At 69.0% G+C, this 14,783-nt stretch carries 19 protein-coding genes and 1 pseudogene; 12 read left to right on the top strand and 8 right to left on the bottom strand.

What is annotated here, in order from left to right; all coding sequences use genetic code 11:
- Positions 1 to 41: 41 nt before the first annotated feature.
- The 3 genes from CLT72_RS33085 (at position 42) to CLT72_RS25705 (ending at position 1,342) form a co-directional block, all read left to right on the top strand.
- Positions 42 to 380, top strand: coding sequence for an LLM class flavin-dependent oxidoreductase (locus CLT72_RS33085; RefSeq protein WP_363620671.1), 339 nt, complete (start codon positions 42 to 44; stop codon positions 378 to 380).
- On the top strand, positions 350 to 841 hold the full coding sequence (locus CLT72_RS33080) for an LLM class flavin-dependent oxidoreductase (protein ID WP_363620673.1): 492 nt from the start codon (positions 350 to 352) through the stop codon (positions 839 to 841). The genes CLT72_RS33085 and CLT72_RS33080 overlap by 31 nt, the downstream gene beginning before the upstream one ends.
- Positions 842 to 934: 93 nt before the next feature.
- Positions 935 to 1,342, top strand: a complete 408-nt coding sequence (locus tag CLT72_RS25705) for a four-helix bundle copper-binding protein (RefSeq protein WP_101413958.1) — start codon at positions 935 to 937, stop codon at positions 1,340 to 1,342.
- 51 nt (positions 1,343 to 1,393) lie between these two features.
- On the opposite strand, the gene CLT72_RS32045 is transcribed toward CLT72_RS25705, so the two are convergent.
- The 3 genes from CLT72_RS32045 to CLT72_RS31690 all read right to left on the bottom strand — a co-directional run bounded on the left by CLT72_RS32045 (position 1,394) and on the right by CLT72_RS31690 (position 2,862).
- On the bottom strand, positions 1,394 to 1,552 hold the full coding sequence (locus CLT72_RS32045) for a hypothetical protein (RefSeq protein WP_158242072.1): 159 nt from the start codon (positions 1,550 to 1,552) through the stop codon (positions 1,394 to 1,396).
- Between the two features lie 89 nt (positions 1,553 to 1,641).
- Positions 1,642 to 2,154, bottom strand: a complete 513-nt coding sequence (locus CLT72_RS25700) for a DUF421 domain-containing protein (protein WP_101413957.1) — start codon at positions 2,152 to 2,154, stop codon at positions 1,642 to 1,644.
- Between the two features lie 99 nt (positions 2,155 to 2,253).
- Complete coding sequence (locus CLT72_RS31690; RefSeq protein ID WP_144082328.1) at positions 2,254 to 2,862, bottom strand: hypothetical protein; 609 nt, start codon at positions 2,860 to 2,862, stop codon at positions 2,254 to 2,256.
- A gap of 654 nt (positions 2,863 to 3,516) precedes the next feature.
- Between CLT72_RS31690 and CLT72_RS32415 the strand changes: the two genes are divergently transcribed.
- Positions 3,517 to 3,687, top strand: coding sequence for a hypothetical protein (locus tag CLT72_RS32415; RefSeq protein ID WP_199184643.1), 171 nt, complete (start codon positions 3,517 to 3,519; stop codon positions 3,685 to 3,687).
- 12 nt (positions 3,688 to 3,699) lie between these two features.
- The gene (locus CLT72_RS25690) at positions 3,700 to 4,410 is read left to right on the top strand and encodes an OBAP family protein (RefSeq protein ID WP_101413955.1); all 711 of its coding nucleotides are present in this window, start codon (positions 3,700 to 3,702) and stop codon (positions 4,408 to 4,410) included.
- A 33-nt stretch (positions 4,411 to 4,443) separates the two neighbouring features.
- Here the strand turns inward: CLT72_RS25690 and CLT72_RS25685 are convergent, their stop codons facing one another.
- Together CLT72_RS25685 and CLT72_RS25680 are read right to left on the bottom strand one after the other, a co-directional pair.
- A complete protein-coding gene (locus CLT72_RS25685) occupies positions 4,444 to 4,959 on the bottom strand; it encodes a DUF421 domain-containing protein (RefSeq protein ID WP_101413954.1) in 516 nt (171 codons plus the stop codon).
- A gap of 171 nt (positions 4,960 to 5,130) precedes the next feature.
- A complete protein-coding gene (locus CLT72_RS25680; protein WP_091299272.1) occupies positions 5,131 to 5,790 on the bottom strand; it encodes a hypothetical protein in 660 nt (219 codons plus the stop codon).
- Positions 5,791 to 6,279: 489 nt separating this feature from the next.
- On the opposite strand from CLT72_RS25680, the gene CLT72_RS25675 reads away from it, so the two are divergent.
- Positions 6,280 to 6,480, top strand: coding sequence for a hypothetical protein (locus tag CLT72_RS25675; protein ID WP_101413953.1), 201 nt, complete (start codon positions 6,280 to 6,282; stop codon positions 6,478 to 6,480).
- 41 nt (positions 6,481 to 6,521) lie between these two features.
- Here the strand turns inward: CLT72_RS25675 and CLT72_RS25670 are convergent, their stop codons facing one another.
- Positions 6,522 to 7,304, bottom strand: a complete 783-nt coding sequence (locus CLT72_RS25670; protein WP_101413952.1) for a formate/nitrite transporter family protein — start codon at positions 7,302 to 7,304, stop codon at positions 6,522 to 6,524.
- 157 nt (positions 7,305 to 7,461) lie between these two features.
- Between CLT72_RS25670 and CLT72_RS25665 the strand changes: the two genes are divergently transcribed.
- Positions 7,462 to 7,908 carry a DUF305 domain-containing protein gene (locus tag CLT72_RS25665; protein ID WP_101413951.1) on the top strand — a complete coding sequence of 149 codons (447 nt, stop codon included), beginning with the start codon at positions 7,462 to 7,464 and terminating at the stop codon, positions 7,906 to 7,908.
- 44 nt (positions 7,909 to 7,952) lie between these two features.
- On the opposite strand, the gene CLT72_RS31685 is transcribed toward CLT72_RS25665, so the two are convergent.
- A complete protein-coding gene (locus tag CLT72_RS31685) occupies positions 7,953 to 8,573 on the bottom strand; it encodes a hypothetical protein (RefSeq protein ID WP_144082327.1) in 621 nt (206 codons plus the stop codon).
- Between the two features lie 31 nt (positions 8,574 to 8,604).
- Here CLT72_RS31685 and CLT72_RS25660 point away from each other — a divergent pair, with 31 nt between their 5' ends.
- The 5 genes from CLT72_RS25660 (at position 8,605) to CLT72_RS25640 (ending at position 12,975) form a co-directional block, all read left to right on the top strand.
- On the top strand, positions 8,605 to 9,018 hold the full coding sequence (locus CLT72_RS25660) for a DUF389 domain-containing protein (RefSeq protein WP_101413950.1): 414 nt from the start codon (positions 8,605 to 8,607) through the stop codon (positions 9,016 to 9,018).
- 319 nt (positions 9,019 to 9,337) lie between these two features.
- Positions 9,338 to 10,837, top strand: a complete 1,500-nt coding sequence (locus tag CLT72_RS25655) for a SulP family inorganic anion transporter (protein ID WP_101413949.1) — start codon at positions 9,338 to 9,340, stop codon at positions 10,835 to 10,837.
- Complete coding sequence (locus CLT72_RS25650; RefSeq protein WP_101413948.1) at positions 10,837 to 11,289, top strand: MerR family transcriptional regulator; 453 nt, start codon at positions 10,837 to 10,839, stop codon at positions 11,287 to 11,289. The genes CLT72_RS25655 and CLT72_RS25650 overlap by 1 nt, the downstream gene beginning before the upstream one ends.
- 469 nt (positions 11,290 to 11,758) lie before the next feature.
- Positions 11,759 to 12,325 (top strand): hypothetical protein, encoded by a 567-nt coding sequence (locus CLT72_RS25645; RefSeq protein ID WP_101413947.1) that lies wholly within the window; start codon positions 11,759 to 11,761, stop codon positions 12,323 to 12,325.
- Between the two features lie 2 nt (positions 12,326 to 12,327).
- Positions 12,328 to 12,975, top strand: a complete 648-nt coding sequence (locus CLT72_RS25640; protein ID WP_101413946.1) for a nucleotidyl transferase AbiEii/AbiGii toxin family protein — start codon at positions 12,328 to 12,330, stop codon at positions 12,973 to 12,975.
- Positions 12,976 to 13,376: 401 nt separating this feature from the next.
- On the opposite strand, the pseudogene CLT72_RS25635 reads toward CLT72_RS25640, so the two are convergent.
- Positions 13,377 to 14,554: pseudogene (locus tag CLT72_RS25635) on the bottom strand (IS110 family RNA-guided transposase).
- Positions 14,555 to 14,783 lie beyond the last annotated feature (229 nt).

Here is a 14,783-nt window from a genome sequence, read left to right as displayed (position 1 = left end):
CGCCCAAACACCGCCGCAGCCACTCGTCGTTCACCTGGACCGTGTTCGGGGCCATCGCCGCCCGGACCGAACGGGTCGGCCTGGTCACCGGGGTGACCTGCCCGACGGTCCGCTACCACCCGGCGATCATCGCGCAGGCCGCGGCCACCCTCGCGATCGTCTCCGACGGCCGGTTCACCCTCGGCGTGGGCGCCGGCGAGCGGCTCAACGAGCACGTCGTCGGCCAGGGCTTCCCGAGCGTGCGCGGACGGCACGAACGGCTCCGGGAGGCACTGGAGATCATCCGGTTGCTCTGGCAGGGCGGCTACCAGTCGTACGAGGGCAAGCACCTCCACCTTGAGGACGCGCAGTGTTCGACCTGCCCGACCAGCCGCCGGTGATCGCGGTGGCGGCGAGCGGACCGGCGTCGGTGGCGATCGCCGCCGAACTCGGCGACGGGCTGTTCGCCACCGAGCCGAAACCCGACCTGGTACAGGCGTACCAGCGTGGCGGCGGCGACGGCCCCCGCTACGCGGAGGTGCCGATGGCCTGGGCGCCCGACGAGCAGCAGGCGGTGCAGGCGGCCTGGCAGACCAGCCGGTGGGCGGTCACCGGGTGGAAGGTGATGAGCGAACTGCCCAACCCGGTCAACTTCGAGGCCGCGTCGAGCACGGTCACCGAGGACGACATCCGGCAGCAGTTCGCCGTCGGCCCCGACCCCGACGTCCACGTCGAGGCGGTGCGCACGTACGCCGACGCGGGCTTCGACCACCTGGTCCTGCAGAACGCCGGCCCCGACCCCGACGGCTTCCTCGACTTCTACCGCGACACCCTCGCCGACCGCCTCGGCGCGCTGGGCTGACGCCGGATCGGTCGGGTCCGCCGTGCGTACTGTCCGGCAGACCGGGCAGGAGATGGACGGTAGGGAGAGAGACTCGAAGAGAGGGGATGCCTGATGCCGAGCACCACTATGCCGATGCTGGAGACGTACCCGAAGTCGATCAACCTGGACCGGGCGAAGCTCGCGGCGGCGATCGACGCCCTCAACGACTGCGCGCAGGCCTGCACCGCGTGCGCGGACGCCTGCCTCAGCGAGGACATGGTCGCCGAACTGACCAAGTGCGTCCGGACGAACCTGGACTGCGCCGACATCTGCACCACCACCGCCCGGGTGCTGTCCCGCCACACCGGCTACGACGCGAACATCAGCCGTACGCTGCTGGAGGCCTGCGCCACCGCCTGCAAGTCCTGCGGGGACGAGTGCGCCGGTCACGCCGACAAGCACGAGCACTGCCGGATCTGCGCCGAGTCGTGCCGTGCCTGCGAGCGGGCCTGCCGCGACCTGCTGGCCACGATCAGCTGAGCACAGGCGGGCGGTGCCGCACCCTGACAGGTGCCGGCACCGCCCGCTTCGTCACCGCTTGGCCTCGTGTTTGGCCATCTGGGGCTGCTCCCCCTTGCCGACCTTGCGCAGCGCCTCACGCAGCTGCTCCTCGGTCATCTTGGAGTTGCCCTCGATACCCGCGTCGTGGGCCTGCTGACGCAGATCGTGCAGCTTCTCCCGGTCACCCATGTCGACCTCCCCGTGGGTGCGATGGCGCCGCGTTTCCGCGCGCCGCTGTCGTCCGCCGCGTTCCCGCCCGGCAGTAGAGGCAAACGGGCTCAGCGGGCGCCGGGTCCCAGGTTGTTGTCGGCGTTGCGGGGGATGACGCTGAACTGGCCCTCGGACTCCATCCGCACCTCCTTGACGTCGTCTAAGCGCTCGACGCCCTGCTGGCGGAGTTGGCTGTACAACTCGTCCTCGGTGATCAACTCACGGCGCATGTTGCGGCGCAGCATGCGGCCCTCTCGGACCAGTACCAGGGACCCAGGGTGGATGATGCGGGAGGCGGCGGGCCAGCGGTAGGCCAGCACGTCGAGCACGTACGCCCAGCCGATGATCACCGCGACCAGCAGCACCCCGTCGGCGATCGACGTGTAGTCGTCGGCCATCGCGTTCTGCGCGGCGTCGGCGATCAGCACGATGACCAGCAGATCCGTGACGCCGGTGCTGCCGCTCTCCCGCTTGAGCAGCACCCGCAGGAGGAAGAAGATCGTCAGGTAGATCACGCTGCCCCGCAGCGCGATCTCCCACAGCGGTGTGTCGGGAACGAACAGCTTCCACCAGTCGCTCACCCACCGCGCCTACCCCTGCCGGCCACCGCCACACACGCAGCGTCGTCGGTGGGCGTGCAGGCTTGTTCCAGGGCACTCATCGACAGGTGGCGCTCGCCCTCACCCCACGCGCGGTCGTAGACGTCCTCGGGACGCGGCTGTTCCACCATAGGCATCCACCGGAGGGTGGATCTCGGAAACCGCGCGGTGGGAGCGGAGCTGCCGGGAATGGTGCCGATGACCGGCGGGTGCGGCCGGCGCGGCCCATCCGGGAGACGACACGGGGAGGCAGGGTGAGGGGCGATCACCAGACAGTGATCTCCCGTGCGACGAGCGCCCGCCCTCGAAGGCTCGGTACGGTGCCGGCGGTCCGAGGCGGTAGCGGTCGGTGAGTTCGGGGTGGGAGAACCGGATGACGGTGCCCTGCACGGTCACCAGCTGCGGCGGAGAAGGCGGCGACGCGGCCGTCGACAGCACGAGCAGGGTGCCGTTGGTCAGGTCCACGTCGCGTACGGCGAACGCGGTGTCGGTGATGACGCGCTCGACGCTCGCGGTCAGGGTGAGCTGGTCGCCCACCTTCGCCCGCGCGGCTGTGCCCGGTGGGGTGGTCGGCGCCGGTTCGGCACTGGTCTGCGGGGCTGCGGACTCGCCCGTGCAGCCCGCACGAAGCAGGACCACCGCGGCCAGCGCTGCTACCGCTGCCTGCTTCAGGCCGTAGTTTCTGCTCATCCGTGGCTCCCCACTTCTCCTGGTGCGGGGTTCAAGGAGTCCCCCGCCCATGGCGGTACGACGCGGAAACCGTGACGATCACGTCAAGATCCCGGCGGAGTACGGCTATCCGTCATCCGGCAAGCTTCGATCGCATCCAGCGACAGGCGTGCGCCCCCTGGCGGGAGGCGAAGGTTCGACCGCCCAACGTCTCGTACCGCTCGCCGGACCTGCCGTTCGGCACATGTCGGAAACGCCGGCGGGAGCGGCCGTCGGTGCCGCCGGTTTCTTTACGTCATCGGCGCTCGATGATGGCGGGTCACTCGTCGGGACCGTAGATCGTGGCCCGTGATCGGGAACGCCGCGCACCGGCACGTGGGCGGCGAACCGCAGCACTCCGGCTGGCCAAGCGCCAAGCAACGGTCGCTGGCGTGAGCGACAACATGACGAACGGCGCGGAGGCTTGCGTCTCCTGCCGTCACAGCCGAGGCGGCACGTAGACGCGGACCGCGGCGGTGCGCTGCGGCGGTCGGCCATCGCCTGGACGGCCGGGCTGTTCCGGCAACCGTGCCCGCCGGCCACTGCTCGGCTGCCGACACCGGGATGGCACGAATCGGATTCAGCAGGCCGACCTCGGGCATAGCGTGGAGGAACCTCCGCCGAAGGGAGAGCGAGATGACCGAACCGGATGAGAGCCGGGAGAAGACCCCGAAGACCGACCAGGTGCTGTTCTCCCCGGACGACGACCCGCACCACACCATGGCGCAGGCCCCGCAGCCCGACGAGCACCTGGAGCCGACGGTCACCCGTGGCGGTCGCACCGAGGCCGTCGACGACGAGCAGTAGAGGGGGTTGCGGATGGACCGGCGTGCGAGCCCGGTGCGACCACCGGGAGAGTCGACAAGCCTGTGGCATCAGGGACTGTCCCTCGGTTCCAAGGCGTTGCAGGACACCGCACCGCTCAAGGGCTTTGACGCGTACGTCGTCGGGTTCCACCCGGCGAAGGACGATCCGTCGATGCAGATGGAGGCGCACCACTACTGCCGTCAGGTCAACGACGACTTCCTGCAGTGCGTGCTGTTCGACGGCAACACCGCCGAGGCGAACCTGATCGGGATCGAGTACATCGTCTCGGAGCGGCTGTACGGAACCCTCCCGGACGCAGAGCGCGGCTTCTGGCACCCGCACAACTACGAGGTGCTCGGCGGTTCACTGATCGCGCCCGGGCTACCCGAGCCGGCGGAGCGGGCATTGATGGCGATGCTGATGAACAGCTACGGCAAGACGTGGCACACCTGGCACACCGGCCGCCTGGACACCGGTCCGGGCGATCCGCTGCCGCTGGGCGAGCCGATGCTGATGTGGTCGTTCAACCGCGACGGGCAGTGCGACCCGGCGTTGGAACAGCACCGTAACGAGGCGATGGGCGTCGACCGTGCCGAGAAGCGGCGCGCTCGCTCGGGTCTGCTGGAGCGGGCGCATCCGCAGGACGGGGTGGCGCTGCTCGACGGAGCGTTCCCGATCGGAGAGCCGGTCCCGGGAGTGGTCGACCGGTCGACCGGTCGGTAGCCGGCAGGCCGGGCGACGGCACCTGAAGCCCGGTTACCGCTGCTCGTCGCGTACGTCGGCGAGGCTGCTGCCGTCACCGAACCGGTTGCGCGTGATGATGCTGAGGCTTCCATCGCTCTCCAGCACCACCGCCGCCACATCGGCGAGGTCACCGACGCCCTGGCTGCGTGCGGCCTGCCGGATCTCGCTCTCGGCCACCCGTACCCTGCGCATGGTCTGGTGCCGCAACCGTCCGTCGCGCAGCAGCACGGTCGGCTGGGACTTGAGCAGCCGCTGCGACGGCGGCCACCGCACCGCGAGCACAGCAATCAGGTACTGCAGGCCCACCAGCAGGGCCAACGCGAGAACCCCCTCGACCAGGGAGACGTCCCGCGACAGCAGGATCGTCGCCAGAGTCGAACCCAACGCCACCGTGACCACGAAGTCGAACGCGTTGAGCTTGGACAGCGTCCGTTTGCCGGAAACCCGCAGGATCACCACCAGCGCCGGATAGACCAACACCGCGACGACGAGCAGACGCAGCAGGTCCCCCAGGTTCTTCAACACCATCCCCGAGTGCTACCCAGCAGCTTCGGCCTGTACCGCTGGGGATCGGGCCGGATTCGGGGCTCACCACGATCCAGCGCCGGTCGAGGTGGGCCCCGACTCCTCACCGCCCTTGCTCGGCATGCGGCTGAGCTGGTCGCGGATCCCGTCGTCTTGCGCCGGCTCGCGGGATACTCACTGCTTCGCCTCGGCAGCCGCTGCCTGCTCGTCGTCGCGTTGGCGGCTGAGGAAGAACGCGCCGAGCGCACCGGCGAAGGTGCCGAAGACCACCACGGAGTACGCGGCGAGGACCAGTTCCAGGACCTGGGAGAAGGTGTCGGTGGCGGCGAGCGGCTCACCGGTGATGGTGGTCAGGGCGACGTCGTGCAGGGCTCGCCCGTACGTCGGGTAGGAACCGGTGACGACCAGGAGCTGCCCGGCGGCCAGGATGATCGCCACCGTGACCACCGCGAGCCAGGCCAGCCGGTCGGTCAGCAGCCGGCCCGCAGATCGGGAGCCTCGGACGGCTGCGGCGATGACACCGGTGCCGCGGGCGGCTCTCAGGGCGGTGGCGGCGCGGGCGAACCGCAGGAAGGGCACGGCGAGGAAGATCACCTGCCACCAGTTGCGCTTCCAGAACGCGCGGGCGCAGTGACGGGCCAGCCAGGCACGTAGCGAGAACTCGGCGACGAAGACCGCCCACAGCACCCAACTGGCGACGGTGAGCGCGGTGGTGAGGGGCTCGTCGCGGGCGAGGGCCTGACCGAGCACCAGCAACAGGAACAACACGCCCAGGACGCCCATCGGCTTGTCCAGCCGGCGGGCGAGCCCGTTGAGCCGGGCGTCGTCCTCCATCTGCCGTGCACGACGCGCACCCGCCTCCCGGCGGGTGTGGTCGGTCATCGTCCTGGCCGGCGGCTCACGCCAGCCCGGAGACTTCTGATCGCTTCGGCATGGGAAATCCGGTACCCGCCGGCCCGCTGGTCACACCACCACTGTCAGCCGGTGTGTGTAGCGCTCTTCGGGTACGGCGGAGGGAACGACGAAAGACGACCCTTTTGGAGCCGAGCACGACGACGCCATGGTGGAGACGTACCCGATGTCCATCAACTGGACCGGGCGAAGCTGGCGGCCCGCGGTCGACGCCCGCAACGGCTACACCCAGGCGACCGCGTACGCGGATGCCGTCTGGGCGGTGCCGACACGTGAAAGGTGCCGGCGCCGCCCGCGTTCGTTACCGCTTGGCCTCGTGCGCTTGGCCATCTGGGTTGCTCGCCCTTGCCGGCCTCGGGGAGAGTGGAGTTGCTCCTCGGTCATCCTGGAGTTGCCCTCGATACCCGCGTCGTGGGCCTGCTGACGAAGATCGTGCAGCTTCTCCCGGTCACCCATGTCGACCTCCCCCTCGCGTGGGATGGCGCCGGCTTTCACGCGCCGCTGCCGTCCGCCGCCTTCCCGTGCGGCGGAGGTGAACGGTCTCAGCCGGTGTCGCGAGCGATGACGCTGACCTTCGGACTCCATCCGAACCTCCGCCGCAGCGCGATCTAACACGCCGGAACCGCCACACCCGCAGCGTCCTCGGTGGGGGTTCAGCGGGCGGCGCCGCGAGCCTGCACGGCGTGCGTCAACGTCATGAGCAGCAGACCGCCCACGAGATTGCCGGCACCGGCGAGCAGGACGTTCAGCCCCAGGCCGGCGTAACTCACGTGGGCGTCGAGCCAGATGCCGAACAGCAGGTGCAGGCCGGAGACCACGACGTGGTCGAACGGGCCGAGGGCCAGGAAGAACCCCACCACGTACGCCAGCGCGATCCGGCTGCCCGCCGACCTGACCGCGTGCAGCAGGTACGACAGTAAGGTGAGCAGGGTGCCCGCGGCGATCCCCCGGGTGAAGGTGGCCAGGCCCTCCTTGGCCGCGATCTCCTCGGCGACGAGGGCGAGCGTCTCGTGTGCTCCGGCCGGCAGGGTCCCCCGCACGGTGAACACGGCGGCCATCACCGCACCACCGGCGAAGTTGAGCAGGAGCACGAGGAGCCACAGCCGCGCCAACTGTCCGACAGCTGAGACACGGCGGCGCGCGACTGCCGCCGCCACCGGATCGAAGAAGTTCTCGGTGAACAGCTCCGTGCGGCCGACCACCACGAAGACCAGGCCAATGCCGAAGGCGAGTGCACCGATCAGTTGACCGATCCCGGCGGCGTAGTCCGGTGCGACCAACTCGCGGGTCACGCCGAGGGCGACGATCCCGAACACGATGGTGACCCCGGCGATGAAACCGGTGGACGCCTGTTCCAGCGCCGTCATGGACAGGCGGCGCTCGCCCTCGCCTCGCGCGCGGTCGTAGACGTCCTCGGGACGCGGCTCTCCTGCCATCCGGTCCAGATACCCGGTCGCCCAGGAATGAACCGGCCAGAGTGGGTTGGGCAAGTTGAAGGGCCAGCCACCCCGTACACGCCTGTTCGTCGCTCGACCGGCATTACTCTGGGCGAACACCTGGACGGAACCAACCATAGGAATGGCCGGAGGAAAGATGAAGAAGAACTACATCCGGTTCGGTTTGGTCCTGCTGATCAGCCTTGCGGTCATGTTCGCCCTCACGCTGTCCCAGATCCGCAGGTGGTCGGACTTCTATCTGAATCTGAGCAACTTCTACATGTCAGTGATCATGGTGGCGGTCATGGGTGTGATCATGATGGCCGTCATGCATCAGATGTTCACCGATCGACGTCTCAACATCATCCTCTACGCCGTACTGGGCGCCCTCTTCGTCGGTGGTTTCGCGGCGGTGCGCACCGAGCCCTTCGTGGGCAACGAGGGTTTCCTCCGGTCGATGATCCCCCACCACTCCCGGGCCGTCCTCGTCTGTCAGGAGTCCAACATCACCGACCCGGAGATCGTCGAACTCTGCGACCAGATCGTGAAGTCACAGGAAGAGGAGATCACCCAGATGAAGCGGATCCTCGACGACCGGTACTGAGTTCCGCGCTCTCGGGAGCCGGTCCGTGCCGACAGCGTCGCCCGTCACCCGCATTGGGGGAATGGGCCGCGAGGCCGAATCAGCGGCGACCACCCCAAACGCCACCCGCACGCCCCTCGTTGACGTGTCGAGGCGCCTTTTGCCCTGCACCCCTGCAGCCCTGCAGCCCTGGGAGGATCGGGATGCCGCGCACCGTCGAGTTGATCCTTCCCGCCGAGCGAACGGCGGAGGTCGTGGCGGCGATGCGTCGCCTGAACCCGCTGTCGCTGCGCCTGCAACCTGGCGTGGCCCTGCACCCGCCCGGTGACGTGCTCACCGTCGAGGTCACCAATCGTGACCTGCAGCAGGTGATGCGAGTGGCCGATCGCTGCGGGATTGGCAGCGACACCAGCGTCTCCCTGTCCACCAGCCGCCCGGCGAGCGTGGTGTCCGCCGGTCGTGCCGATGACGTGGTCCAGTACCGCGACACCGCAACCGTCGAGGAGGTGGAACTGGCCATCGGCCAGGAAAGCACGATGACCGCCGGCAAGGTGGCCATCATGCTCGTGGCGGGAGCGTTCGCCGCGCTCGGGCTCGCGTCGGGCACGCTGCACCTGCTCATCGGCGCAATGGTCATCGCGCCGGGCTTCGAACCGTTCAGCCGGGTCGCACTCGGTCTCGCCCACGGCAGCCGCGCTGCGGCGGGGCCTGATCGACATGGCGAAGGGCTACAGCGCACTGACCGCTGGCGGCGCGGTCGGCGCCGCGGCGTGCACGTTGTGCGGTACCAGCTGGCGCGACGCCGGCGTGAGCAGCTACCTGCCCGCTGCGGCCCTACAGGGATATTTCTCGACCACCAGCTGGACCAGCGTGACGGTGGCGGTACTCGCCGGCGCCGCCGGCGCTCTACTGCTCGTCGTCAACCGCCGGGTGCTGACCGCAGGAGTCATGATCGCGCTGGCCCTCATCCCGGCGTTCGCCCTCACCGGCATGGCACTGGTCGGCGCTGAGTGGAGCCTCGCCGGGCGGGCCCTCGGGCGAGGGCTCCTGGACGCCGTCACCGTCACCGTGATGTCCGCCGCGGTCTTCGGCTGGCACCGGCGCACCACACGCCGACAAAACAGGGTCTGAACCAGGACCACTGAGGTGCGTAGGGGATCCGCCCCGTGCGGGCCACCACCGCGGACACGATGTGCGAGGCCGGGGCGGAGTCCGATTCGAGGGATGGTGATGATCACCACGTTCGGTCAACTCTCCCCTGACGGAAGGGTAGGGTCGGTGCCGGTCGTCCCGGTGTCGCCGGATGGCTGCTGCGGCGGCCCTGACCGAGTCCAGGTGATGAGGTCCTCGGCCCGGCAGAACCGACTGTTGCTGGTCGTGGTAACTGCGCCCCATCGGTGTGGGCTGGACCTGCGTGCGTCCGCGTGACGCCCTGAGGGGAAATGGCTGTATGTCCTCTGTGCTGTCCGCGGTCTCCCGGCCGCGTCTGTCCCGTCCGTCGTGGCTGTCGCCGAAGGTGTTCCGCACCGAGGTCCTGGCCGGCCTGGTCGTCGCCCTGGCGCTGATCCCGGAGGCGATCTCCTTTTCGATCCTGGCCGGGGTCGACCCTCGGGTGGGGCTGTTCGCCTCGTTCACGATGGCGGTGACGATCGCGATCTGCGGCGGCCGGCCGGCGATGATCTCGGCCGCGACCGGAGCGATCGCCCTGGTGGTGGCGCCGCTGGCGAAGGAGCACGGGCTGGACTACCTGATCGCGGCGGTGATCCTCGGCGGGGCGATCCAGGTGCTGCTGGCGGTGCTCGGGGTGGCGAAGCTGATGCGATTCATCCCGCGCAGCGTCATGGTCGGCTTCGTCAACGCCCTCGCGATCCTGATCTTCGCCGCCCAGATTCCGCACCTGCTCGGCGTGCCGTGGCTGGTCTACCCCCTCGTCGCCGTCGCTCTAGCGATCATGGTCGGGCTGCCCCGGCTCACCCGCGCCGTCCCGGCGCCGCTGGTCGCGATCGTGGTGTTGACCGTGGTCACCGTCTTCGCCAGCGTGGCGGTGCCGACCGTAGGCGACGAAGGGGCGCTGCCGGACAGCCTGCCCACGCTCGGCCTGCCGCAGATCCCCTGGACCATGGACACCCTCACCCTGATCGCCCCCTACGCCCTCGGGATCGCGCTGGTCGGGCTGATGGAGTCGCTGATGACCGCCAAGCTGGTCGACGACATCACCGACACCCCGTCCAGCAAGACCCGCGAGTCCTGGGGACAGGGCATGGCCAACATCGTCACCGGGTTCTTCGGCGGCATGGGCGGCTGCGCCATGATCGGCCAGACGATGATCAACGTGAAGGCGTCCGGCGCCCGCACCCGACTGTCGACCTTCCTGGCCGGTGTCTTCCTGCTCGTCCTCGTCGTCGCGCTCGGCGACGTGGTCGCGGTCATCCCGATGGCCGCCCTGGTCGCCGTGATGGTCATCGTGGCGGTGTCGACGTTCGACTGGCACTCCGTCGCGCCGAAGACGCTCAAGCGCATGCCGTACGGCGAGACGATCGTCATGGTGGCCACCGTGGTCACCACCCTGGCCACCCACAACCTCGCCATCGGCGTCGTGGTCGGCGTGCTCACCGCCATGGTGATCTTCGCCCGACGGGTCGCCCACCTCGTCGAGGTCACCAGCGTGCTGGACCCCGACGGCGGCACCCGGATTTACTCCGTGCACGGGGAGCTGTTCTTCGCCTCCAGCAACGACCTCGTCGGCCAGTTCGACTACGCGAACGACCCGGAGAACGTGGTCATCGACATGACCCACGCCCACGTCTGGGACGCCTCCTCCGTCGCCGCCCTCGACGCGATCACCACCAAGTACGCCACCCGGGGCAAGACCGTCGAGATCATCGAGCTGAACACCCCCAGTGCCCGCATTCACGACACTCTCGCCGGGCAGCTCGGCGTCGGCCACTGATGGCCCCCACCAGCCGCGACACCGGGCCGGAGCAGGACGCCTCCGGCCCGGCCAACGGTCGTCTCATGCAGATCGGCGAAGCAGCCGAACGGGTCGGGCTGAGCATCCGCACCATCCGCCACTACGAGGAAGCCGGCCTGATCGTCCCCTCCGCCCGCAGCGAGGGCGGCTTCCGCCTCTACACCGCACCCGACCTCGACCGCCTCGCCGTCGTCAAACGCATGAAACCCCTCGGCTTCACCCTCGACGAGATGCGGGACCTGCTCGCCGTCCTCGACGCCCTCGACACCGCCACCGGCACCGACCGGACCGAGTTGCTCGACCGGCTCGCCATGTTCCACACCGCCGCCACCACCCGCGTCACCGCCCTGCGCGACCAACTCACCACGGCCGAAGGCTTCGCCGACACCATCCGCGACAAACTCCACCACCACGGCGGCCCTACACTCTGAACACCGCCGTCCGCGCCGAACAGCACGTGCCACAGGCGGGCCGCCATCAAGGTCGCGTCGGAGCAGGCGGTGATCCGATCGGTACCGGCGCATCGAATTGCGGCTGATTTGCGGCACGCAAGGTTCCCGTCATCGCGCCCTCGCGGTTGAGGCAGACCGAGTGTGTCCGCGATACAGGCACGACGACCGCCTCGGTGGTCCGCAGGTCGGATACCAAAGCCTTTCGAACACGGGTTGCCTCGCGCATCGAACGCGGTTCGCCGCGCAGATCGAAATCCGGCCGGCTACCACGGTGCCGCGCCAATATGACCCCGCGTCGTGCTGCCGCCCTGAGGCAAGAACCCCCATGCCTTCCGTTGATCTTGACGGGCAGGGTGTCCGATGGGAGTCTCGCGCTGGCGGAAAGGATTCAGGCTCTGCGGCTGCAGGAAGCCAAGCGTGCTGGGCCTAGCGTAGTAGGCTGAGGAGCATGGGCCGGTTCTCCGAGGATGAGCTGCATGCGGTCGTCTCCCGGTACGAGGCGACGCGCGCGGCCGCGTTGACCGAGCGGGACGAGCAGCTACAGGCGTTCCACGCGGCCGGATGGCGGCCGGTGGATCTGCAACGCGTCACCGGATACAGCCGGGAGACGATCCGTCAGGCACTACGACCGGAAGTCCGGCGCGCAACCAACATCAACCGGCGCCGCACATCCCCCCGACCGCCGGCGGACTACCAGCCCTACGGCGACCGCAAGCCCTACCTGGTGGCCGAAACCCTTACCGCGCTGCACGGCCCGACCGAAGGCACGGTGACGCTCCCGCGTCACCTCGACTGGTCCGGGCACGCCGAATACGACCTGGGCCGGACCGCACGCCTCGCCAGCATGTACAAGGTGGTGCTCACCGAAGCCAGTACGGTCGGGGATCTGCACACCTGGCTCGATGCCGACCTCCTCCGGCGGCTCTGGCCCACTCTCTGGCTGCCACCCCAGCTCCGCCAGCGCTGGGAGGAAGCCTTCCCCGAACTCGCCGTGACCCGCAGCAACGCGGCATAGCGGTGGACCCCTTCCACGAACGCCTCGCCCGTACCGGGCTCGGGGCCGCCGAACGCTACGGCTTCGCGCTGGCCGGCGGCTACGCGGTCCAGGCCGCCGGGCTCGTCGAGCGGCCCAGCGAGGACATCGACCTGTTCACCGCCTGGGACCGCCGCGACGAGTTCACCGCCGCGGTCACCGCCGTTGTGCGCGCCTACCGGGACGACGGCCTGACCGTCGAGACCGAGCGCCAGTACGACACCTTCGCCCGGCTGGCCGTCACCGACGGCGTGCGAGTTTCCAAGGTCGAACTCGGCGTGGACTGGCGCGCCAACGAACCGATCCTCATGGCGATCGGACCGGTACTCCACCCGGACGACGCGGTAGCGAACAAGATGAGCGCCCTTTACGGGCGAGCGTTCGCCCGGGACTTCATCGACATCGACGCCACCCTCCGATCCGGCCGCTACACCCGCGACGCACTTCTCGCCCTCGCGCAGCGCGCTGACCGTGGCTTCGACCCGCGCATCTTCGCCGACGCCCTCGGACAAGCCACCCTGCTCGATCCTGACGACTTCGCCCAGTACGGCATCACCGGCCCAGCGCTTGACGATCTCCGAAGCCGATTTGCGGAGTGGCGCGGCGAATTACTCGACGACGAGGAAGGATGACTCGGCTCCCGACTCGCGGCAGCGTTGGAGCTGCACCCGCAGGACCCACAACGTTCCAGCTGATCTTCGGCAAGCGATCGCAGCGAGCCCGCGAAGCGACCGGCACGCAATGGGGACGATAGGGAAGCCGCAGGTCATCGGCCTGCGGACACCGGCGGAGCGTCGGGTTAGGAAACCGATGCTCTATCCCCTGAGCTACGAGGGCGCGAGGGCCTAGTCTAGCGACCTGGGGGTTCACCTGGGGTGGCAGGGAGTGCCCCACGTTCACCCACGTCACCCACACCCCCGTTCTCCCAGCCCAGGACCACACCCCGAGCCTCAATGTAACTCCGGTTGATCTTGGTGGGCAGGGTGGATCAGCCAGCGGGACCAGGGTCTCGTCGGCGGGATAACGGGCTGGTTCACGCTGCGGCGCGGACCGGCGTTGCTAATGGGGTGAAGCTTTCGCGGTCGCGGATGAGTGCCCAGAGGACGTCGACGCGTCGTCGGGCGAGGGCGAGTATGGCTTGGCGGTGGTTCTTTCCTTCGGCGCGCTTCTTCTCGTAGTAGGCGCGGGAGGTAGGGCATTCTCGGGCGGCGGTGAAGGCGGCCATCCACAGGATGTGCCAGCCGACGGTGAAAGCGGCGAGGCTGCCGATGGTTGCCGGAAACCGTGCCGGAGTCGCGGGAGACGGGTGCCAGGCCGGCGTGGGCGGCGAGTTTCGCAGGGCTGTCGTGCTCGGTCATGCCGGCGGTGGACGAGCAGTTCGGCGGTGAGCAGGGGTCCCATGCCGGGCAGGCTTCTGATGATCGGCGCCAGCTGGTGCTGGTCGAGGTGCTCGGCGATGAGATCGTCGACGGCGGCGATGCGTTGTTCGATGGCGAGGATCTCGGTGGCCATCTGCCCGACGACCACGGCGGCGGCGCGTTGACCGGGCAGGTTGACGGTCTGCTGGCGGGCGGCTGCCACCATCGCCTCGGCGACTTGGACGGCGTTCTTGACGTGGCTGCGGTGGAGCAGGGCGGTGATCCGGTCGACGTCGGCGTGCCGGATCGCCGCCAGCGTCTGCCAGCACGCCAGGACCATCATCGGGGCCTTCCGGTTCAGGTCCACAGCCCGCTCCAGGGCGGGGCTGATGCCGGTGAGTAGTTCCTGCAACCGGAACAGGGTGGCGACGCGCTGCCCGACGAGGTCGGCGCGGTAGCTGGTGAGTTCGGCGAGGAGCCGGTCGGAGGGTTCCAGGATCGGGATGTCGGGGCGCATGCGGATGGTCTGTGCGATGACCACCGCGTTGCGGGCGTCGGTCTTGTTCTCGCCGGCGAACGCGGGCGGCCATGTGGAACGCAACGGTGCCGGAGACGTAGCGGACCTGGACCTGACGCCGCCACAGCAGGGTCAGCAGTAGGGCGGACAGGCCGGTGGTGACGTCGACCGCTCAGCAGACCGGACGGGCGTGCGTCGACACCTCAGCCATGACCGTCAGGAAAGCGTCTCGTCGTTGGCGACCCGACGGGAATAGACCAAGCGGCCGTCACCGTCGACGGCGGCGACGTGGTGGTGGGCCTTGCCGATGTCCACGCCGATCCACAGCTTCGCCACCGTCACGCTTCCCTTCGTTGGTCGGTTCTCTTGGATGGATCTCGTCTGTGGGTTCGGGTTTGCCGGCACCTTCTAACGATGCGAACGCAGGTCGCGGGTCTCTAACAGCGGTCTACCGGATCTCGCAGACGATCAAGCGGCGGGTGGCATCTCCTACCGTCAGCCAAGCGATCTCGGCGAAACACACGCAGCCATACCCACCGCTCCCGGGCATCGGGGTCTACGGCCA

Source organism: Micromonospora sp. CNZ309, assembly GCF_002846525.1.
The sequence above is the reverse complement of the archived record's forward strand: the minus strand, read 5'-3'. Positions and strand labels throughout refer to the sequence as shown.